Source organism: Alishewanella sp. HL-SH05, assembly GCF_052655985.1.
On record NZ_CP199753.1, the window covers coordinates 1,381,499 to 1,402,201 of the forward strand.

Annotated in this window: 18 protein-coding genes; 11 read left to right on the forward strand and 7 right to left on the reverse strand. The window is 46.6% G+C overall.

Annotation, left to right across the window (positions count from 1 at the left end; all coding sequences use genetic code 11):
• Nucleotides 1-41: 41 nt before the first annotated feature.
• From ACUJFL_RS06405 to minC, 4 genes are read right to left on the reverse strand one after another with little or no spacing between them, the layout of a single operon-like run.
• Entirely contained in the window at nucleotides 42-1,763 is a 1,722-nt protein-coding gene (locus ACUJFL_RS06405; RefSeq protein WP_445428755.1) for a hypothetical protein, read from the reverse strand.
• Nucleotides 1,764-1,804: 41 nt separating this feature from the next.
• Nucleotides 1,805-2,065: a cell division topological specificity factor MinE gene (gene minE, locus ACUJFL_RS06410; protein WP_226749891.1), complete on the reverse strand. Its 261-nt coding sequence runs from the start codon at nucleotides 2,063-2,065 to the stop codon at nucleotides 1,805-1,807.
• A gap of 3 nt (nucleotides 2,066-2,068) precedes the next feature.
• Complete coding sequence (minD, locus tag ACUJFL_RS06415; protein ID WP_226749892.1) at nucleotides 2,069-2,878, reverse strand: septum site-determining protein MinD; 810 nt, start codon at nucleotides 2,876-2,878, stop codon at nucleotides 2,069-2,071.
• An 11-nt stretch (nucleotides 2,879-2,889) separates the two neighbouring features.
• Nucleotides 2,890-3,588 (reverse strand): septum site-determining protein MinC, encoded by a 699-nt coding sequence (gene minC, locus ACUJFL_RS06420; RefSeq protein WP_445428756.1) that lies wholly within the window; start codon nucleotides 3,586-3,588, stop codon nucleotides 2,890-2,892.
• Nucleotides 3,589-3,734: 146 nt separating this feature from the next.
• Here minC and ACUJFL_RS06425 point away from each other — a divergent pair, with 146 nt between their 5' ends.
• The 9 genes from ACUJFL_RS06425 (at nucleotide 3,735) to ACUJFL_RS06465 (ending at nucleotide 13,917) form a co-directional block, all read left to right on the forward strand.
• Nucleotides 3,735-4,019, forward strand: coding sequence for a YcgL domain-containing protein (locus tag ACUJFL_RS06425; RefSeq protein ID WP_229585016.1), 285 nt, complete (start codon nucleotides 3,735-3,737; stop codon nucleotides 4,017-4,019).
• A gap of 11 nt (nucleotides 4,020-4,030) precedes the next feature.
• On the forward strand, nucleotides 4,031-5,086 hold the full coding sequence (locus tag ACUJFL_RS06430) for a lytic murein transglycosylase (RefSeq protein ID WP_445428757.1): 1,056 nt from the start codon (nucleotides 4,031-4,033) through the stop codon (nucleotides 5,084-5,086).
• Between the two features lie 2 nt (nucleotides 5,087-5,088).
• Nucleotides 5,089-5,751 carry a fumarylacetoacetate hydrolase family protein gene (locus ACUJFL_RS06435; protein ID WP_226749896.1) on the forward strand — a complete coding sequence of 221 codons (663 nt, stop codon included), beginning with the start codon at nucleotides 5,089-5,091 and terminating at the stop codon, nucleotides 5,749-5,751.
• Entirely contained in the window at nucleotides 5,752-6,246 is a 495-nt protein-coding gene (locus ACUJFL_RS06440; protein ID WP_226749897.1) for a YcgN family cysteine cluster protein, read from the forward strand. It abuts the gene before it with no gap.
• A 3-nt stretch (nucleotides 6,247-6,249) separates the two neighbouring features.
• Nucleotides 6,250-6,903, forward strand: a complete 654-nt coding sequence (locus ACUJFL_RS06445) for a mechanosensitive ion channel domain-containing protein (RefSeq protein WP_445428758.1) — start codon at nucleotides 6,250-6,252, stop codon at nucleotides 6,901-6,903.
• Between the two features lie 61 nt (nucleotides 6,904-6,964).
• Nucleotides 6,965-10,375 (forward strand): AAA family ATPase, encoded by a 3,411-nt coding sequence (locus ACUJFL_RS06450; protein ID WP_445428759.1) that lies wholly within the window; start codon nucleotides 6,965-6,967, stop codon nucleotides 10,373-10,375.
• A 21-nt stretch (nucleotides 10,376-10,396) separates the two neighbouring features.
• Nucleotides 10,397-11,287: a cell division protein ZipA gene (gene zipA / locus ACUJFL_RS06455; RefSeq protein WP_226749900.1), complete on the forward strand. Its 891-nt coding sequence runs from the start codon at nucleotides 10,397-10,399 to the stop codon at nucleotides 11,285-11,287.
• A 66-nt stretch (nucleotides 11,288-11,353) separates the two neighbouring features.
• Nucleotides 11,354-13,393, forward strand: a complete 2,040-nt coding sequence (gene ligA / locus ACUJFL_RS06460) for an NAD-dependent DNA ligase LigA (protein WP_445428760.1) — start codon at nucleotides 11,354-11,356, stop codon at nucleotides 13,391-13,393.
• 53 nt (nucleotides 13,394-13,446) lie between these two features.
• Nucleotides 13,447-13,917: a DUF2919 family protein gene (locus ACUJFL_RS06465; RefSeq protein ID WP_445426429.1), complete on the forward strand. Its 471-nt coding sequence runs from the start codon at nucleotides 13,447-13,449 to the stop codon at nucleotides 13,915-13,917.
• Here ACUJFL_RS06465 and ACUJFL_RS06470 read toward each other — a convergent pair.
• Nucleotides 13,907-15,532 (reverse strand): response regulator, encoded by a 1,626-nt coding sequence (locus ACUJFL_RS06470; RefSeq protein ID WP_445428761.1) that lies wholly within the window; start codon nucleotides 15,530-15,532, stop codon nucleotides 13,907-13,909. The two genes, ACUJFL_RS06465 and ACUJFL_RS06470, sit on opposite strands and share 11 nt — an antisense overlap.
• A gap of 300 nt (nucleotides 15,533-15,832) precedes the next feature.
• Between ACUJFL_RS06470 and ACUJFL_RS06475 the strand changes: the two genes are divergently transcribed.
• Nucleotides 15,833-16,540 carry a DUF1499 domain-containing protein gene (locus ACUJFL_RS06475; RefSeq protein WP_226749904.1) on the forward strand — a complete coding sequence of 236 codons (708 nt, stop codon included), beginning with the start codon at nucleotides 15,833-15,835 and terminating at the stop codon, nucleotides 16,538-16,540.
• Between the two features lie 61 nt (nucleotides 16,541-16,601).
• Here ACUJFL_RS06475 and ACUJFL_RS06480 read toward each other — a convergent pair whose 3' ends face one another.
• The gene (locus tag ACUJFL_RS06480) at nucleotides 16,602-17,300 is read right to left on the reverse strand and encodes a gamma-glutamyl-gamma-aminobutyrate hydrolase family protein (RefSeq protein ID WP_445426431.1); all 699 of its coding nucleotides are present in this window, start codon (nucleotides 17,298-17,300) and stop codon (nucleotides 16,602-16,604) included.
• 4 nt (nucleotides 17,301-17,304) lie between these two features.
• Nucleotides 17,305-18,303: an amidoligase family protein gene (locus ACUJFL_RS06485; RefSeq protein ID WP_445428762.1), complete on the reverse strand. Its 999-nt coding sequence runs from the start codon at nucleotides 18,301-18,303 to the stop codon at nucleotides 17,305-17,307.
• 261 nt (nucleotides 18,304-18,564) lie between these two features.
• Here ACUJFL_RS06485 and ACUJFL_RS06490 point away from each other — a divergent pair, with 261 nt between their 5' ends.
• On the forward strand, nucleotides 18,565-20,649 hold the full coding sequence (locus ACUJFL_RS06490; RefSeq protein WP_445428763.1) for a collagen-like triple helix repeat-containing protein: 2,085 nt from the start codon (nucleotides 18,565-18,567) through the stop codon (nucleotides 20,647-20,649).
• Nucleotides 20,650-20,703: the final 54 nt, after the last annotated feature.

The window sequence follows — 20,703 nt, forward strand, 5'->3', positions numbered from 1 at the left end:
CTTAGGTTATCTCGCAGGTGGTTACAACCGCTAAACGGAGTTTAGTCTGCCAGTTTCATTTCTGTGCTGATCACGACACCATGCTCGTTGACACCAAAAGACATGCCAATTTTCATATCTGATTGCAGCATTGATTCAAGCTCGGCAGGCATAGGTTGTCCTGACATGGCAAACATTTCACCCAGAGCGGCAAAGAACTGTTGATAATCCATACCAAAAGCAATCATGCCGTTTTTCTTTAAGGCTTCTTTAGCAATCACTTGTGCTTGAGCGGTGGCTTTATCACCCACATACAACAAGAGGTGATTACCGCTTAGCTTTAGCCGTACATCTAAATTAAGCATGGCGACGGGTGGAAAAATATCCGCTACGGCAATATCCTCGCCATCAGCTGGCAGCGTAATATTCGCCAAAGGCGGTAACATCGCTTTGGCATTTGCTAATAAGGTTTGTGGATTATCAGCCGACAAGGTCACTAAGGCATCAGCCGCTTTTGGCTGCCCTGTGTTCATGTCGATGCTAAAGCCATTAATAGTTACTGAAGCACCTTGCAAGCCATTGGCAGCCATGCCGGCCATGGCTAACATCATCATAGGGTTTTGCGCTTTCATCTGCTCTTGTATCGCCACAAGTGGCTCACAGCTAAGCGTCAGATCTGTCATGCCAGCCCACATTTTACTAATAGCTGGGGTCAGTTGGCTGATCTCAGTTCCCATGGCTAGGTAGAACATGGACGGATGGATCCCACCCGTTAAGCTAGACGGGATAAAGCCTTGCATACTCTGCATGCCTTCTAAAGCAATTTTGCTTTCTGTAGGCCAAAGCATCGTGCCGCTCATATGTAAACCGCTGTTATCTTGCTGGGCAATTTTGGCATCCATTACTAAACCTGGCCAAGTTTTCGCGAGCATGGCGGCATCAGTACGACAGGCATCGCTGTGCCACACTTCAAGCGCAGCAGGTAGGCCATCTGTAAAAGTTAACTGCAAATCTTTAGCTAATTGATTGCCATCAGTAGTGGTTAAAGCTAAAGCCAGCTGTTCGGTACTTAAAAAACCAATGCCATCTTGATGCAGCTGATATTTCTTGCTCATTTCGGTGAGCTTTTGGCTGTTACCTAAATTTTGTGCAGGCTTACTTTGCGCTAAACTTTGCGCGCGGTGCTCAGCCGATAATTGCGTGTTGTGTAAAACCACCGTACCCCAGCCGCGATCAATACTGACCAACAGCTCTAAACCAGGCATGGCATCACCTAAGGGATAAGCCTGATAGCTATGCTCGCCCAACTGACGTTGTTCAGAGACGAAGCCGCTTTGGGTCGCTGCGCGCTCAAAGAAAGCCTGAAAGGCTAAAGCGTCAGACACTTCAAAACGCACCACCGGTGCCGCGCCAACTAAATAACTGAGCGAGCGTGTTTTGGCCATAATGCCAGTATTGGCAACAAAGGTTTCTGGTGATGTTAATACGGTCAGGTAGTCTTGAAATAAGGCTATGGCAAATTTCAATGCTGGCGAGCCATTCTCAGATAATGCAGCCATCGCTTGCTGCATTTCGTCAGAATTATACTGTGCCGGTGACATACCGAGACTTTTTAAATAGGACACGATATCCAGAGCAGTAAATTGGCCAGAAAACAGCGCGGTATCTGCAGGAACGTAGTCTAGCTCGGTAAACGAGCTTGGGCTGGTCGATGATTGATTGAGGGCGAAATAGCCAGCAACGCCTGCGGCAACGATAGCGGCGGCAATTAGGGTCTTGCGCATTGTCTGCTCCTTTGACATAGAGTTATGATAAAAAGCGCTGCTTAGCGCTTATCATCGGGGAAAGTAACGTTTAGCTCGAGTACTGAAAGTTCATCACTGCGTTGTTCCAATGACACGGCAATTTGATCTGCAGGGATATCGACATATTTACGAATGACTTCTAATATATCGCGTTCCATTTGCGGCAAGTAATCTGGGCCAGAGCGTCTTTTGCGTTCATGAGCCACAATGATTTGCAGGCGCTCTTTGGCCGTGCTGGCGGTATTTTTTTTAGTTGAACGAAAATAATCCAGTAGCGACATTAGTTATCCTCCAAAGATCCTTTTGATAAAGCCCTTTTTCTCAACGGTCAGAAAACGGAATGGCCGTGTTTCGCCTAGCAGGCGTTGTACGGTATCTAAATAAGCCTGACCAGCATCACTATCTTTATCTAAAATAACGGGTTGGCCCGAGTTAGAGGCATTGAGCACCGCTTGAGACTCAGGGATCACGCCTATCAGTTCGATGGCTAAAATTTCTTTAACATCTTCAACGCTCAGCATTTCGCCCTTTAACACGCGTTCAGGGTTGTAGCGGGTTAATAGCAGATGTTCTTTAATGCCTTCTTTACCATGCTCGGCGCGTTGTGATTTGCTGGAGAGCATACCGATAATGCGATCAGAATCGCGAACTGACGACACTTCAGGGTTGGTCACCACGACCGCTTCGTCGGCGAAATAAAGCGCCATCATTGCCCCTGATTCGATACCCGCTGGCGAGTCACAAATAATAAAATCAAAATCTTCAGATAATTCTTTCAGTACACGCTCAACACCATCACGGGTTAGGGCGTCTTTATCGCGTGTTTGTGATGCTGGTAAAATAAATAAATTTTCTACGCGTTTATCTTTAATCAGTGTTTGTTTTAAATTCGCTTCACCGTTGATAACGTTAACAAAATCATAAACAACCCGGCGTTCGCAGCCCATAATTAAATCGAGGTTACGCAAACCAATATCAAAATCAACAATGACGGTCTTTTTGCCAGCCAACGCTAAACCGGTACCAATCGCTGCGCTGGAGGTGGTTTTACCGACACCGCCTTTGCCCGATGTAACCACAATAATCTTTGCCATAGTGACGATCCTTACACTAATTCTGAAATGACTAAGCTCTCGTCCTGCCATTTAATGCAGGCCGGTTTGCCCCAAAATTCACCTTGCAGACTATCGCTAAGCCAGTAGTTTCCAGCTATCGACACTAATTCTGCCTGCATATTAAAACAATACACGCGTTTGCTATGATCACCATTAGCTCCCGCAATAGCTTTACCCCGAAGGGAGCCATAGATATGGATGTTGCCATCGGCAATCACTTCAGCGCCGGCGCCAACGGCACCTTTGATAATGAGATCTGCGCCTTTAGCATAAATTTGTTGGCCTGAACGAACGGTTTGTTCAACCACTTTGCTGTCCATGATGCTCTGTGTTGCTTGCTGTTGAACAGCTTTTTCAACGACGGCTGCAGCCGCTTTGACCGGCGCTTTACCGGCTTGTAGTACCGCTAAGCCCGCTTGTTGCGCTGCCGTTTTTTGCTCATTATTGGCACCGGTTACACCAACCAGTACTAAATTTAATTTGGTAAATACCTGTTTTAACGCAACAAAGTCAGGCTCATTCCGATTATCTTGTAGATTTAACACGATAGGCGCCTGATAAAAGAAGCCCGGTGCTTGGGCGAGTTTTTCAGCGAGAAGGGGCTCAAGAGTATGAATGCTTAGATCAGTACAATGTAACACGGACAAAGGGAACAAACTGCCCTTTAACTCTAAGGTGTGTTCAGACATAAAAATTCAGTGCTTTTGCTATTATTATTACTGCCATTGCAGCGTTATTATTTGCGTTACCGACAAGCGGCACCATTACGCAAGACCTGAGCTTCATGTTATAGTCTTGCTATCTGTTAGGCAAGTTAGTGAAGTAGTTTTATTCTATGTTATGCGCCATTTATCGTAGCCTGCGTAAAGAAGGCACTTATCTGTATATTGAAAAGCGTGATGACTTCGAAAAGGTCCCGGCTTTATTACTGCAAAGCTTCGGAAAGCCGCAACTGGTTACCTTGCTCAATTTAGCTAAACGGGAACATTTAGCCCAAGTTGAAATCGAAAAGGTGAAAGCCGCTTTAACCGAGCAAGGCTACTACTTACAATTACCGCCCCCACCAGAAAATTTGCTGGCAGCACATAAAGCATCTAACGCGTCTTCGCTGCAAGAATAAAGGAGAGAAGTATGACAGGATTAACATGGCGTCGCCTGACTACCGCCGCGGGCTTGTGGCTTTGCAGTTCAGTGGCACTGGCGAATACTGAGGTGACTCAATCTGCCGAAGTGGCTAAACCCGACTTTGCCAGCTACACCGCGGCCCTAAAAGCAGAAGCCGCAACTAAAGGTTATGATGCCGCTTTATTAAATGCCGTATTCTCCAGCCTAGAATTTCATGAGCGGGTAGTAAGCGCAGATCGCAGTCAACCTGAAGTGGTTGAAACGCTCAATACCTATTTACCGAAGCGGGTCAGTGAAATCCGCATTCGTATGGCGCGCGAGCGTTATCAACAATACTTACCGCAACTAGAACAAATAGGCCAACGCTATGGTGTACAGCCACGCTTTATTATCGCGCTTTGGGGGTTAGAAAGTAGCTTTGGCCGTTTTATGGGCACTTATTCCATTCCATCGGCTTTAGCCACCCTTGCCTATGAAGGGCGACGCGAAACCTTTTTTCGCCAAGAGTTTTATAATGCGCTAGATATTCTGGCCGAAGGCCATATCACGCTTGAAAACATGAAAGGATCTTGGGCTGGCGCCATGGGGCAAAGCCAATTTATGCCAAGCTCTTTTATGGCTTATGCCCAAGATGGGGATGGGGATGGTAAAAAAGATATTTGGACGAACGAGCTGGATGTTTTCGCTTCTATCGCCAATTATTTAAAAAACCAGGGTTGGGATAACAACAAAACGTGGGGGCGTGAAGTGTTACTGCCAGCCGATTTTGATCCGAGCCATGCCATTCAACGCGGCAGCTTAGCCCGTGCCGAGTGGTTAAAACGTTGGGATGCGTCTGAGCGCAGTGTGATGCAATGGCACAAACTGGGTGTCACCCGTTTAAATGGTAGCGCTTTACCAAAAAGTGAGCAGCCGGCGGCATTAATTATGCCTGACGGTGAAAAAGGCCGTGCCTTTTTGGCATACAGTAATTACAAAAGCTTAATGCACTGGAATCGTTCTTATTATTTCGTAACCAGTGTTGGCTATTTGGCCGATCTGATTGTGGCAGAGCAGGGCTAAACATGTATCAACATCTTACAATGGCCAACGTCGATATCGCCTTACCTGTGGGTAAGGTGGTGTGTATTGGTCAAAATTATCAAGACCATATCGCCGAAATGCAAAGTACCACCGCTCCTGAAGCCTTGTTTTTTATTAAACCGGCTACGGCGCTGGTGCCATTAGCACCGCAATTTAGTATCCCGCAGCAGCAAGGCGAGGTGCATAACGAGCTGGAAATCGCGGTGTTGATTAAAAGCCGATTATGCAAAGCCGATTATGCCACAGTCAATGATGCGATCTGGGGTTACGGTTTGGCTTTAGATTTGACGCTGCGCCAAGTGCAGGCCAAGTTGAAGCAACAAGGTCGTCCTTGGGAGATCGCCAAAGGTTTTGATGGTGCTTGTCCGCTAAGTGGTTTTGTTCCAAAAAACCAAGTGCAGCATCCGCAACAATTAGATTTTAGCTTATCGGTAAACCAGCAGCTGCGCCAACAAGGCAATAGCGCCAATATGATCCGTGGCATTAATCAATTAATCAGCGAAATGACCCAGCATTTTACCTTGCTACCTGGCGATGTTGTTCTAACAGGTACGCCTGCAGGAGTAGGGCCATTGCAAGAAGGTGATGTTTTAACGCTAGAGCTCGCTGATTTTTTCTCGATAACAACGCAGGTAACCGCATAGATGGCTTTAACAGAGAATTTTTGGCAGCACAAACCGCTGGCTGAGATGAATAATGAAGAATGGGAAGCCTTGTGTGATGGCTGTGCTAAATGTTGTTTGAATAAGTTTATTGATGATGACGAAAGCGAAGGTCCCACTGCAGTGTTGCATCAAGATGAGCAAGTGCATTTTAGTAATATTGCCTGTCGCTATTTAAACAGTCATAAATGTGAATGTACTGAATACACACAACGCACCGTGCTGGTGCCTGACTGTATCAAACTCACCAAAGATAATTTAAAAGATATTTTCTTTATGCCGACCAGTTGTGCCTATCGTCGTTTACATGAAGGCAGAGGCTTACCGTCTTGGCATCCGCTACTTAACGGCGGTAAAAAAAGCTTAATGCATAAAAAACAAATGTCGGTACGCAACAAAACCATCTCCGAAGATCAGGTCGATATGGACAAGTTCGAAGATTATATTGTTAGCTGGCCATTGAATGACTTGGATTAAGCAATGAGTGTAGAGCAATCCATTATTGCTGAAAGCGACTTGCTGCAGCAATTAAGCGGCTATTTAAATCCAACCGTCATCCAGCTAGGGTTATCGGTTTTGACTGTGCTGGCTTATATCGTAATCAGTCGCCGCCTCGTGCCCGTTATTTACGGCTTACTAAAAGGCCGGCGGATGCGTGCGGACATGAATAAACGGGCATTGGTGGTTTTTCATATCTTATTGTTGTTAGTGTTGTTGGTGATGCTTAGCATCGTTTGGGGCGTCGACATTCGTGGCTTATTGGTGTTGGCTTCATCGATCATTGCGGTAGCCGGTGTCGCCTTATTCGCTTCATGGTCATTAATCAGTAACGTAACGGCTTTCTTTATCTTACTGGGGCAAAAAGACTTTGCTGAAGGCAGTAAGGTGCGCATTATTGATGGTAATAATGCGTTAGAGGGCGATATTGCAGAAATTCATTTATTCAATACGGTGCTGAAAACCAACGATAATGAGCGCATTATCTATCCAAATAACCTGATCATCTCGCGACCGGTGGTCATTGTGAGCGTTGCACCGGCTAAAAAGCGGCGTACTGTGGATGTCATGGCAAAAGCCGAACGTTGGCGACAGAAAAACCTACAAACGCGCCCAGTAAACCGAATTAGCAAGTGACAGTACTGTTGAATTTAGGTAGATTGAAAAAATCCAATGATTACAATAACGCAACGGCTGGATGCGCTTAAAACAGATTAAACTTGCCGGCTTTAAATCCTTTGTCGATCCGACCACTGTGCCGTTTCCTGAAGCGATGACAGCGGTGGTTGGGCCTAACGGCTGTGGCAAATCAAATGTTATTGATGCAGTACGCTGGGTGCTGGGCGAAAGCTCGGCCAAGAATCTGCGTGGCGATGCCATGACTGACGTTATTTTTAACGGTTCGGCCCAGCGTAAACCCGTTGCTCAAGCATCGGTAGAATTAGTCTTTGAAAACACACAAGGCCGCTTAGCCGGTCAAATGGCCGATCGCAGCGAAATTGCCATAAAGCGTTTGGTCACCCGCGATGCACAATCCAGCTACTTTTTAAACGGCAGTAAATGCCGTCGTCGTGATATTACCGATATCTTTTTAGGCACAGGGCTAGGCCCTCGTAGTTACGCCATTATTGAACAAGGTATGATCTCGCGGTTGATCGAATCCAAGCCGCAAGAGTTACGGGTGTTTATTGAAGAAGCGGCGGGGATTTCAAAATACAAAGAGCGGCGGCGCGAAACGGAGAATCGGATCCGGCATACGCGCGACAATTTAGATCGTTTAGCCGATGTGCGTGATGAATTAGCCAAAAATATCGATAAGTTAAAACGCCAAGCCACTACCGCTGAGCGTTACAAAGAACTGAAAGCGCAAGAGCGCAAATTAAAAGCTGAGGTGACCACCATTAAATGGTTAGCATTTAATCAGCAATTAACCGGCCTTGAGCAACAACTGGCGGCAGAAGAAACCGAGCTGCTTAAGTTTGAAACCAGCCAGCAAGGCGATCAGCGCATCTTAGTGCAACTAAAAGAGCAGGCGGTAGAGGCACGCACTTCGCAAGAGCGCTGTCAGCAGCAATATTATCAGCTTGGTGCCAGTATTAGTAAGTTAGAGCAGCAAATTGTTAATCAGCAACAGCAACAGCAGTTTTTGCAAAGCCAACTCCAACAAAAACAAGACAGCTTGCAACAATTTAGCCAACATCAACAGGCTGATCAGCAGCTATTAGTCGATTACACGGCGCAACTGACGCAATTTGAGCCACAGATAGCGCTGTTAGAGGATCAGTTAGCCGAAGTTGACGAGCAGTTATTGTTGGCTTCTCAAGCGTTACAGCTGCAACAGCAACGCTTTGAACATTGGCAAGAGCAGCGTTTTAGTTTACGCCAGCAACAGCAGCAACTAACAATGCAATTACAGCATCTCGCCCAGCAGCAACAGCATGTTTCAGCACAATTGCAGCGGCAGCAAGCACAGCTCGAGGCTATTGACGAGCAAGTATTAAGCTTGGAGTTAGCCCAGTTAACCGAAAATGAAACCTTAATGGCTGCTGCCGTTACTCAAAGCAGTGCGCAACTCGAAACGTTGCAAAATACCTTAGCTCTTGCAGCCGAACAACGTGAACAAACACAGCAGCAGCTGCAGCAACTGCAAAATCAATGGCAGCTGGTGCATAATGAAGCTCAGCGACTCACGGCGATCCAGCAGTCTTTACCGAGCTCAGCACAGCATGTTTTACAACAGCTGGAAATAGTCGAGGGTTGGGCGCTTGCTGTAGCCTTTGCCTTAGGCGAGTTACAACATGCTCAAATTGGCTGTGCTGCTCAGAGTGAAGTGCAAACCTATTTAGACGCTGCAGCGCAAAGTGCAGTGCCCGGTACGTTAGCCGCCCAAGTGCTTAGCGGCCCTTATCCTGAAAGCTTTCAACATATTTTAGTTGCAGAGTCGTTGGCGCAGGCCAAAGTGATGCAAACCCAATTAGCTGCAGGGCAATCTGTGATTTGCCCACAAGGGATCTGGCTGGGACAAAATTGGGGGCAATTACCCAGCGCCAATGCAGCCGACAGTGCTTTACTGCGCCAAGAGCGTTTACAACAATTAATAGCTGAACAGCAAAAATTAACTGCTGCACTATCCGTGGCTGAGGCAACGGCTCATGCCGCGAAACAGCGCTGGCAAGACACGCAAAGCCAATTTACAGCGATACAGCAGCAATTAGAGCAGCAAAAAACCGCTTGGCAGCAACAGCAAACCGCTGTGCAGTTAAAACAACAAGCTTTAGCACAGCGACAACAACAACGGCAGCAACTCGTTGAAACCATCGGCGCGCTTCAGGATGAGCTGGTGCTACTTGCAGCCAGCAGCGAGCCTTTGCGCGATCAACAAGAGGTGGTTGCTGAGCAATTAAGTGAGCAACAAGCTGAGCAAATAGAGTTTGAGCAGGCCGGGCAACAGGCTCGGCAGCAAGAAAGTCATTTACGTGGGCAAAGTGAGCGGTTACGCCAACAATTACTAGAACAACAAATGCAACAAACGCTTTGTCAGCGTCAGCAGCAAAGCCTTGCCCAGAACCTCAATCGTGCCCAAGAGCAACAGCAACAATTACAATCGCAAATTGATGAGTTAACCACACAACTGCAGCAACAAGCCGATCCAAGCGAACTGTTACAAGCACAGTTGCAGGAAAATTTAGGCTTGCATGTGGATGCTGAGCAGGCTTTGCAACAGGCGAATGAGCATTTATCGACGATTGAGCAACAAATTCGTGCCCTAGAGCAAGGTCAATCAGGTATAGTGCACTTAGTTGCGCAACAGCAAAAGAAACTGGAGTCGTTGCGCTTAGATGCTGAGGGTTACCGAGTTCGTGCTAACAATATGTTGGAACTCTTACGAGAACAACAGGTCATCTTAAAAAGTGTGTTAGCGGATTTACCGGCAGACGCGCAAGAGTCCGTATGGCAGCAGCAACTGGATAAAACCGTAGATGCGGTATCCCGACTTGGCGCAATTAATTTAGCCGCGATAGAGGAATATCAGCAACAAGCTGAGCGCAAGCAGTATTTAGATGAACAACATGCCGATTTAATTGCGGCACTCGATACGCTGGAAACAGCGATGCGAAAAATTGATCGGGAAACACGGCAACGCTTTAAAGAGACCTTTGAGCAGGTTAACCAAGGGTTGCAGCAATTATTTCCTAAAGTCTTTGGTGGCGGCAGCGCTTACTTAGATTTAACCGATGAAGACTTACTGGAAACCGGTGTGAGTATCATGGCGCGACCGCCGGGTAAAAAAAACAGTACAATTCATTTATTATCCGGTGGTGAAAAAGCGTTAACCGCTTTATCATTAGTATTTTCAATATTCAGGCTTAATCCTGCGCCATTTTGCATGCTGGATGAGGTTGATGCACCATTAGACGATGCCAATGTGGGTCGATTTTGTAATTTGGTGCGCGAGATGTCTGAAACGGTACAATTTATCTACATCAGCCACAATAAAATTGCGATGGAAATGGCCGCGCAATTAATGGGGGTGACTATGCAGGAACCCGGCGTCTCTCGAGTGGTGGCGGTTGATGTAGACGATGCTGTCAAGCTGGCAGTAGCCTAAGAACAGTGAAAGGTATAAGAAATGGCTAGCGACTTGCGTATGGTTTTAATTATTTTAGGTGCCTTAGTATTGGGCGGCTTATTTTTACATGGCTTATGGACGGTGCGTAAAAACAGCTCGAAAACGCAACACCGTTATCATCCAGAAGAAAATACCAAGGATGACACGGCTGAAGGTTTTGATGAATTAGGCGTTGGCCCTGTTCGGGTGGTTAAAGGGGCGGCAGCGGCTAAAAAGCCGGTAGAGTTAAAGCGTTTTAATACGCCTCGACCAGAGCTCAAGCCGCAGAGTCGGCCCATTGATGTGCAGCGCCCAGCAGAGCAAAACGATTTATTTAGTGAGCCAAAAGAGCCGAGTTTAAATTTTTCAGCCATAGAGCAAGTAGAGCCGAGCTTATCCGCTGTCGATGACTTTGATTATGAGAACGAGGTTGCGACAGACAGCGCTCACAGCAGTAGCAGTGCCAACGAGTCCGAAGCGTCGTCATCAGAAGTGTTGATTTTGTACGTGCTGTTACCCGAAAATAAAGAGATCCAAGGCCAAGAATTGCTGTCAGCCTTAACGCCTTTAGGTTTTAAATACGGTGATATGGATATATTCCATCGTCATCAAGACAGTGCCGGTAATGGCGAAGTATTATTTAGTCTAGCTAATATGTTTAATCCTGGGACCTTTGCCTTGGATAAAATGGAACAACTGTCGACCCGTGGCCTAAGTTTATTTATGACCTTGCCAGGGCCAGGTGAGCCATTGCAAAACTTTAATTTAATGAATAACGCTGCGAAAAAATTAGCAGAAGAATTTGGTGGTCAGGTGTTAGATGGTCAACGTAGTGTATTAACAGTACAAACGGTACGACATTATGTTGAACGGATCCGTGAGTTCCAACGGCAGCGTTTGATCCATCGTTAAGTTAATATCTAATATCCTAACGGCAGGTAATTACCTGCCGTTTTTCGTCGAGAGTTAGGCCCGCTTATGAAACCAACAGCTGAACAGCAATGCGCTGCTATCCGCCAACAACTGGCAGACTATAATTATCAATATTATGTGCTGGATGCGCCGACTGTCCCTGATGCGGAATATGATCGTCTGTATCGTGAGCTGCAAAAGCTAGAGCAACAGTTCCCTGAATTCATTACCCAAGACTCACCGACACAGCGGGTGGGCGGTGCCCCCTTGGCGAAGTTTGCGCAGGTACAGCATCGCTTACCGATGTTGTCTTTAGACAATGCCTTTGCCGCAGAAGATCTGAGCGCCTTTAGCAAGCGCATGCGTGACAGGATAGATCTCAGCGGTGAGTTTAGCTTTTGTTGTGAGCCAAAACTGGATGGTTTAGCGGTGAGTATACGCTACGAAAACGGTCAGTTAGTTCAAGCAGCCACACGCGGTGATGGTTACACCGGCGAGGATATTACTAGCAATATCAGAACCATTAGAGCCATTCCATTACAGCTAAAAGGCGAGTCGATCCCAGCAGTGCTTGAAGTGCGGGGTGAGGTGTTTATGCCGCTTGCGGGGTTTGCCCGCTTAAATGAGCAGGCACGGCAACGCGGTGATAAGTTATTTGCCAACCCACGTAATGCCGCTGCAGGCAGCCTACGCCAGTTAGATCCGGCCATCACTGCCACTCGACCACTGATGTTTTACGCCTATGCCGTAGGCCAAGTTGAAGATCCGACTCAGCTGTTAGATAGTGCCTGTCACTATCAGCGTTTACAGCAATTAAAACAGTGGGGCTTACCGGTCTGTCCGGAAATTCAGTTAGTCACGGGAGAGTCGGCGGTGCTGGATTATTATCAGCAGATCTTAACGCGACGTGCCGAGTTGGCTTATGAAATTGATGGCGTAGTGATTAAAGTCAGTAACTTAGCGCAGCAACAGGCTCTGGGTTTTGTTGCGCGAGCACCGCGCTGGGCCATTGCATTTAAATTTCCAGCCCAAGAAATGCTAACAACCTTACTTGATGTTGATTTTCAAGTTGGCCGCACTGGTGCCATTACGCCTGTTGCCAGACTTGAACCTGTGTCGGTGGGTGGTGTTACCGTCAGTAATGCGACCTTGCATAATCAGGATGAGATTAACCGTCTTGGTGTGCAAATCGGTGACAAAGTGATTATTCGCCGGGCGGGAGATGTGATCCCACAAATTGTGGGTGTGGTGTTAGAGCAGCGGCCAGAGCATGCTGTGCCGGTGCAATTCCCTAGTCGTTGTCCAGTTTGTCAGGCACATATTGAACGCGTCAGTGGTGAAGCCGTGGCACGTTGTAGCGGTGGTTTAAGTTGTCAGGCACAGCTAAAAGAATCGTTAAAGCACTTTGTGTCGCGCAAAGCGCTGGATATTGACGGTCTTGGCGATAAGCTCGTGGAACAATTAGTCGATCATGCACTGGTGAAAGCACCAGCCGATATTTTTTCCTTAGATATGCCGTCTTTGCTGGGGTTAGAGCGGATGGCCGAAAAGTCAGCATTAAAGCTGTTGCAGGCGATTAAGCAGGCTAAAACCACAACTCTAGCACGTTTTATTTATGCTTTAGGCATTCGTGAAGTCGGTGAGGCGACTGCGCTAAATTTAGCTACGCACTTTGCATCCTTAGATGCCTTAGCGAAAGCGAGCAACGAGCAATTATTAGCGGTCAGTGATGTCGGTTCAGTAGTGGCAGAGCATCTGGGCCATTTCTTTGCTGAGCCACATAATCAGGCCGTAGTCGCCGATTTGCTGGCCCAAGGTGTGCACTGGCCTGCTATGAGTAAAGTTGCAGCAACGGAGCAGCCCTTAGCGGGCCAAACTGTGGTGCTGACTGGAACCTTACAAAGCATGGGCCGCGATGAAGCAAAAGCGTTATTGCAACGTTTAGGTGCCAAGGTCTCGGGCTCGGTTTCTGCCAAAACACATGCGGTAGTTGCGGGTGACAATGCCGGTTCGAAACTGGTTAAAGCGAATGAGCTCAATGTGCCTGTGTGGGATGAAGCTGATATGCTGCAATTGTTTCAGCAACATGGGCTTGTCGATGCGTAATCTTTATTTGCAGTGTGGGCAGTAATAGCGATGTTGTGTTGGCGAGCATGCTGATGAAAGAGTGGCCATTATTAGATAAATACGGCTTAGTCCCTGTACCAATGCGTTTATATTGGTTACTGATTTTATTGCTGCGGCCCTATCTGAGTTGGGTCTTAGTCTTAACCTTACCACCGCAGCAAAAAGATATGCTTAAACTGTTTTATCCGCAGCAGCATGATTTTGTGATTGCCTGCTTGCTGGCTTTACCTGTGTTGCTGTTTGTCGCTGCGTTATCGCAGCGCAGTGATAAACGTAACGCGGCGTGGCGGCATGTCTGGCGTTATGGTTTACCCATTTTACTGCTTTGTTGCGGTGCTGATTTGGCCTATACGCTGTATGATCTGCCGGCTGATGCCATTTTAGATGCGCCATGGCGTTTGTTTACCGTTGTAGGGCTTGGACTAGGCTTTGGCTGGCTGTGTCGCTCGCGTACCTTACCAGAGGTGTTTCGGGAATGGCCGTTACCGGTAACTAAAGATTAGCGGCTGGTTTCAGTTTATGTTTAAGCTGATCATAGCGTTGTTGCTGTTCGGGTTTTAGCATCGCTTGCTCAATAATTCGCTGGCACTGACGTAATAACTTATTTTGTTCTTTAATTGGGCACAGCGGCCGCGGTGAAGTCAGGATGGTTTGCCACAAGTTTAACGCAATACCCGCATTTTTAGGCATCACCTGATGAGCTAATGAGAACGCGGCGAATGCTTGCTCCCAATGTCCACGTTGATATAACTGCACCGCACTGTTGTTGAGTTCGCGTGGCCCCAGTTGCATTTGTTTGCGTTCGGCTTTTTCTTGTTGCAGATAAGCATTTAACACCGGATCCGCTTGGTTTTTTAGACAATAATCACTTATCTGTTCAAATAAATGTTCGGCATTTTCAGTTAAGCCTACTTCATGCATCGCTTTGGCTTTATCGAGCGCATCTTCTAATGACTGAATGGGTGTATCGACTTTTAAACCCCGCAGTAAGGCTTTGGCCTTTTCTTTATTATCTTGTAAATAATGCAACCGCGCTTGGATGATATGTTGCTGCTCAGACAGTTCATGCTTATTAAACTGTTTTTGTAAACTGAGTAAGCTCTGGGTAGCTTGGCGATTTAATCTCACGTTCTGTTCTTCATCTTCGCTGCTCAGCGCGAAATCAATGCTGGCTCTGGCCAAATTAAGATATAAGTCTGGCTGTTCGAAAATTGAAAACCGTGCAAATTTAACCATGTCTTTCGCCGCACGGTATTGCGATTCATAATCATGATTTAAACGCGACATATGAAATAGCTGTTGTTGGCGTAATAAATTGCGTGGTGCTAAATCGGTGGCATCAATCAGATGCTGTTGCGCTTCTTGATAACGTTTTTGTTTAAACTCTAATTCGGCAAGCTGATCTAAAGCAAATAAGCGGCTGTCTGAACGCATCAGCATCGCTTCTAACTCACTAAAAGCCTGCGACTCTTTATCCAATTTTAAATAGCAGCGCACCAAGCCCATGCGCGCCCAGTTAAAGGGTTGGATCGCCAGCATCGCTTGAAAGTATTGCTCAGCCTCTTTATAACGCGCCAAGTTTAATAAAATATCGCCCTTGAGCTTTAATAATAACGGAAACCACTTGCGCTGATTGGCATCAGAAAGTTGCTCATCAATAAAGCTTAAAGCGGCATCATGGTTTTGCGCATCTAATAATTGATAGAGTTGGCGAAGCTGTTCTTTACGTTTTAAGACCCGCTCGATACGCACCTGCAAGTCTTTAATGGCAAAAGGTTTTGCTAAAAACTCGTCGGGTTGCAGTTCAATAACACTGTGCACAAGGGTAGGATCGGTTTCAGCACTGATAAAAATGACACCGGTGGTGTATTTTTGTAAGCCATTAAATTTGAGTTCTTCGTAAAGCTGGTAACCGTCTTTGCCTTCACCTTGGTTGTAAGAGCAAATAATCAGATCGTAATGATTTTCTCGACACAGGGTAAGGGCAAGTTGCGGCCGATCGGCCACCGTTATATCTTGATAGCTCAACTTTTCTAACGCATAGCGTAAATAGCTCTGTGACAAGGCTTGTTCGTCAATAATCAGAATTCGTTCATCGCGTTCTAGCGAGCTATCCATCGTTGGCAATAATCCTAAAAGTTACTCAAGTACACTATAGCAACTTTTTTGCACAGAATAACTGCTTAGTCGCAATTATTCATCGCATATTTTGCTGATTTTAAGAGGTTTTTAGTTAAGCTGCCTTGTGCTTTCTCAAGCCTAGGCTTTGCCACATCGCGCTTGGCGCAAAGTGGCTAAAAACGTCTTTTACCGATTAAAGCCTAAGTTTATAAGATTAGCATAAGTCCAGATGCGATCCCTGCTAGTATTAACTGCTGGTATTTCATCGACAGCTAAAACAATAATAGGATACACAGTATGAACATTTTAGTGATTTTGGTCAGTTTCGTTGCCTTTTTAATGGTAGTGTTGCCTGGCCTGTTGTACAAATATGGCCTTTTTGCACTGAGCACCGCTTTTGCTGGTCTGCGTTATGGCGTTTATGTGGGAGGTGCAGCCTTAGTACTGTTATTAGTGTACTTAGTGCTGAAACGTAAAAATAGTAATTGGGGTTTAGCCGCGGCTTCAGCTTTGTTGGCTATATTTGCGGTGGCAGTGCCCGTCAGTTTATTAAATAAAGCGCGTTCAGTACCGCCTATTCATGATATTTCGACCGACTTAGTCAATCCACCTGAGTTTATTGCCATTGCCCCGTTGCGGGCAGATGCCCCCAACCCGGTCGCGTATGCTGGCGAAGAAACGGCCGAGCAGCAACGTGTTGCCTATCCTGAGCTGGCGACCCAGCAATATTCCCAAAGCCTTGAGCAAGTGTTTGCTGCAGCCGAAGCTGCAGTGAAAAGCTACGGCATGGAAATCGTCAATGTTGACCGCGCAGCCGGTATTATCGAAGCGACACACACCACGGCATGGTTCGGCTTTAAAGATGATGTGATTATTCGCGTGGTGGATAACGGCGAGATGCGCTTATTGGATATTCGCAGTAAATCACGCGTCGGCAGAAGTGATGTCGGTAAAAATGCTGAACGTATTAACAGCTTGATTAGCAGTATCAATAGCGCCTTATAATCTTTAAAACGTAAGTGTAATAAGGCGAAAGGGGATGGCAGACATCCCCTTTATTATTTGTTTAATTTGCCTTGTTGCCTTTGCTTAAGCGCTTTACCGCCCGCGCAAAGCAGCGAAACAGCTCACGTTGTGCGGGCAGATAGGGTAAATACTCGGGATGCCATTGCACGCCCACCACAAATCGATGCTTATGCTCAATCGCTTGCACAAAACCATCGGCATCTCTGGCGGTAATAATCAGGTTATCGCCTAAACGTTTAACTGCTTGGTTATGCAGGCTATTGACACTAAAGCGGCTGGGCGAGACACAATGGCTCAGTTGGCTCTTCGGTGCCACCGTGACTTCTTTAACTGGTAATGCGGTATAGGCATTGGGGGTTTTCTGGCGATCAGGGCGGATATCGGCATGTAACGAGCCGTTCGCCACAATATTAAGCAGCTGTGCGCCGCGACAGATGCCAAGAATGGGCAGCCCCGAATCGAGATATTGTTCAAGCAGGGTCATTTCCAGTTTATCGCGAGCGGGGTCATAACGACTGGTTTCGCGTGCACCCTCACCATAATGCTCAGGATGAATATCATCGCCACCACTAATAACTAGCCCGCTGATCGGCTGGTTCAGCTCTGGCCCACCAGGGTAAAGATAAATACCGCGCAAGCCCACTAGCCATAGATTAAAGCGGATAGCCCACCAACCAATGGGTAAGCGTTGACGTGGACCAGTTACCGCGATGAGCGGTTTGGTTGCGTTTTTCATCATTGCGTTAGCCTAACGTTTGCAGTAATTCTGTACTGCGCGTTAGCCATTTTTTATCAAGATCGCGCGTCAAGCGTTGATAGTCGGCACGAAACTCATCGATAAATTGTGCCAGCCGTTTGGGCTGATCCGCCAGTTGTTCAACTTTAAGCCAGCGCTGCCAGGGTTTTGATAGATCCCAATTCGGGTTATCAATATCGCAGTTGGGTAAGCGGTAATGCAAGGTGGGCCGCGCCTTGATTAAAGCGCGCTCTGGATGCGTGTCTACCCATTTTTCATCGATGTGCGCAATTAATGGTAGTAAATCTAAACTGCGATTGCGGCTGGGGTTGTACGCCATATAGTCGCGAATAAAGTGTTCTAAATCAGGTTGATACTGTGGGTCTACCACCTTAAGGATATAGTCTTTATTAAAGTTATCGATATAGGGCGTAAGCTTGCGCACGAGGTCGATGTTTTCTTCAGCATAAATATAATCATACAAACACATATAGGCTTGCAGATACCTGACTAAGGTTGTCACCTGAAGATCCGGCAGATCGGGGTTTAAGTGTAAACCGAAGGCATAACGTGCGGCTTTGCGTGTGCCTACCGCGCCATTTTCGCGTAAACAATGAAAGAGGGCATGCAATTCAGCCAACTGACTGATGTTGATCGGTGGCGTGACCACTTCCCAAGGCACCAGTTGCTCGGCTGCCGATTTCAATAATTGTTCAGCCGCTTGATAAATAGCACTGCTTTGCTGCGCACTCTCTTCTGTAGCAACGATCTTTTGCAAGAGTTCAGCATCGAGTTCCAGCCGAAAATCGCCTACACGGCTGTCTTTAATCTGGTAGTTGAATATCGAGTGTTTAATTACCTTACCGCCGAAACTTGCGGTAATACAATCAACAATCGATTCGGGCTGGCAGCCAGCAAATTCTAATTCAACCCCGACTTGTCGTTCGACATTCTGATGATTTTGCTGCTGAGGTGGCAGCCAATGCGTGGTGTTATGCTCGCTCAAAATGGCTCCTTAATGTGTAAGTACAATATTCTTAAATCAATCACTTATAGTATCGCGAATGAAGGTCAGGTGCGAATTACCAACAAACATACTGATATTAAACAAATTTTAAATTACCAATTTAATATATAAAAAAATATCAAAATAGTTGCATCTAATTATTCAAGTGGGTCGTTACTGCAATTGAAGATGAGTATTTAGCAGCAAAGCCAATAGCTATGTCACTCATCAAACTCAGTTGATAAACTTAAGGACAACGTCATGACAACATCAAAATTAGTTCGGCCGACAGGGCCATTAGCTTTAAGCGCATTAGCTCTCGCCATGTTATTGGCTTTATCGGGTTGTAATGGTGATGATGGTGCTCCCGGTGAAATGGGCGCTACAGGGCAACCAGGCCAGCCTGGTCCCGTAGGAAACAATGGCCAGCCCGGTTTCGCCGCCGCTCATTTTCTTATCGCTAACAATGGCACGGATAACCGCAATACCGTGGATGTGGTTAACCAAAATGCCGCTATGCTGAAACGTTTAACCGGCTTAAATAATGAAGGAGTGGCGCTTGATCCGCTGGGCAATTTAGTGCAAGCCGGTGACAGCATGAACGGTAGTCTAAAAACCTTTTGTCAAATAGCTCAACGTGCTGATGGCGCTGCGTTTAACCTAAATAGTGATCGGGAAATTACCGGTGCAACAACCGGTTTAGTTAATCCTAAAGGAATTGCCTATTCTCAGATGCGTGGTTTAGTGTTTATTGCCGATCAAACTGCAATGCAAGTCACCGTATATGGTGGCGCCGCGGCAGGGGATGTCGCGCCGTTAGCTACCACCACCACCGATGCGATGCCGTGGGATCTGTTTTACGATGACAATAACGATAGGCTGTATGTGGCGCTAACAAATGGCGTACTGTCGGTTTACGATAATTATGTTGCAAGTAACTATGCCGCGATGCCAACACGCAATATTACCCCGGTTGATAGCAATGGGGCTAAACAATCGATTAATTTACATGGGATTGCCTACGATCGTTTATCTGACAAAATGGTTCTTTCGGATGTTGGCAGTGCTACCGATGCCACTGATGGTGCAATTTTTGTACTTAATAACATATCATTGGTCGATGGCAATGTTGTGCCTAGCCGAGTCATTAAAGGCCCCGCAACTAAACTGGGTAATCCGGTAGATATTATTTTATCGGGCAGCGAATTACGCATTGCCGAAAAAGCCAATGATGCCATTTTGGTGTATGCCAATATTTTTGCAGGTGCAAGCGGTGATATTGCGCCTGATTTAACAACCAGCGCCATTAAACCTGAAGCACTAGTTGAACTGACCGCTTCGCGCCAAGACGCAGATATCTCTGATATCAGCAGTGCTGCGGTGTTACTTGGTGTTGCGGTATCCAGTAATCCCGCGGCAACAGGCCCGACAACAGGGCAAATAAGCCGATTAAATGCGCCTTTAACTAGTAACTTAGGCCAATATAATGCGCTACAAAATATTGAAAGCGTTACCTTTGATTTGGCAGGTGACAGTTACACCACTTTTGATACGACGACTAGCGGTGGCATTGTGATTTCTAACCGTGTCGCGACTATGCGCCTAGGCGAGCAATATTCTGCGGCGCAAGATCGGATCATTACCGGAAGTAACACGGGCTTAATTTCACCCAAAGGCTTAGATGTTGATTCTGCCTCAGGTTTGATTTTTGTGGCTGAAAATAATGCGGCAACACCAGGCGTATTCATTTATTCAGCCTGTGCTAGCGGTAATGCCGCACCACTACTAACCTTAAACACCGCTCCGGCCCGACCGTGGGATGTCGATTATGATCCCACTACAGATCGTGCTTTTGTCGCATTAACCAATGGCAGTGTTGCGGTGTTTAATCAAGTTAGAGCGAAATGGCTAGCGGGTAGTAGTGTCATTAGCACTGCAGATCGTATGATCACCCCCGCGGTCTCCGGTGTTGCTGTAGCAGCGCCAACCAATTTACATGGTATTGATTATGATTTTGCCAGTGATGCGTTAATGGTCTCTGATGTGGGCAGTGCGGCCGATGCTACCGATGGTAAAATTTATATTCTAAATAATGCCAGCAGTGCTGATGGCTTAACCAACATAGCCGTTAATATCAGTGGCGCGAATACCTTGCTCGGTAATCCGGTCGATATTATGTATAGCGGTGCGCATTTGTATGTTGCCGAAAAGTCGAATAACCGCGTGTTACGATTTGATAATATCTTGAACAGTGCCGGTGGTAATATTGCTGCCAACGCCAGTTTTGCGGTAACGGCCCCCGAGTCGGTGGCGATTATTCCGGTGTATCTGACTAATCGGCAGTGATGCGCTAATCAGGATTTTGCGATAAGCGCTAAGGACTAAAACCGGTACGATTTG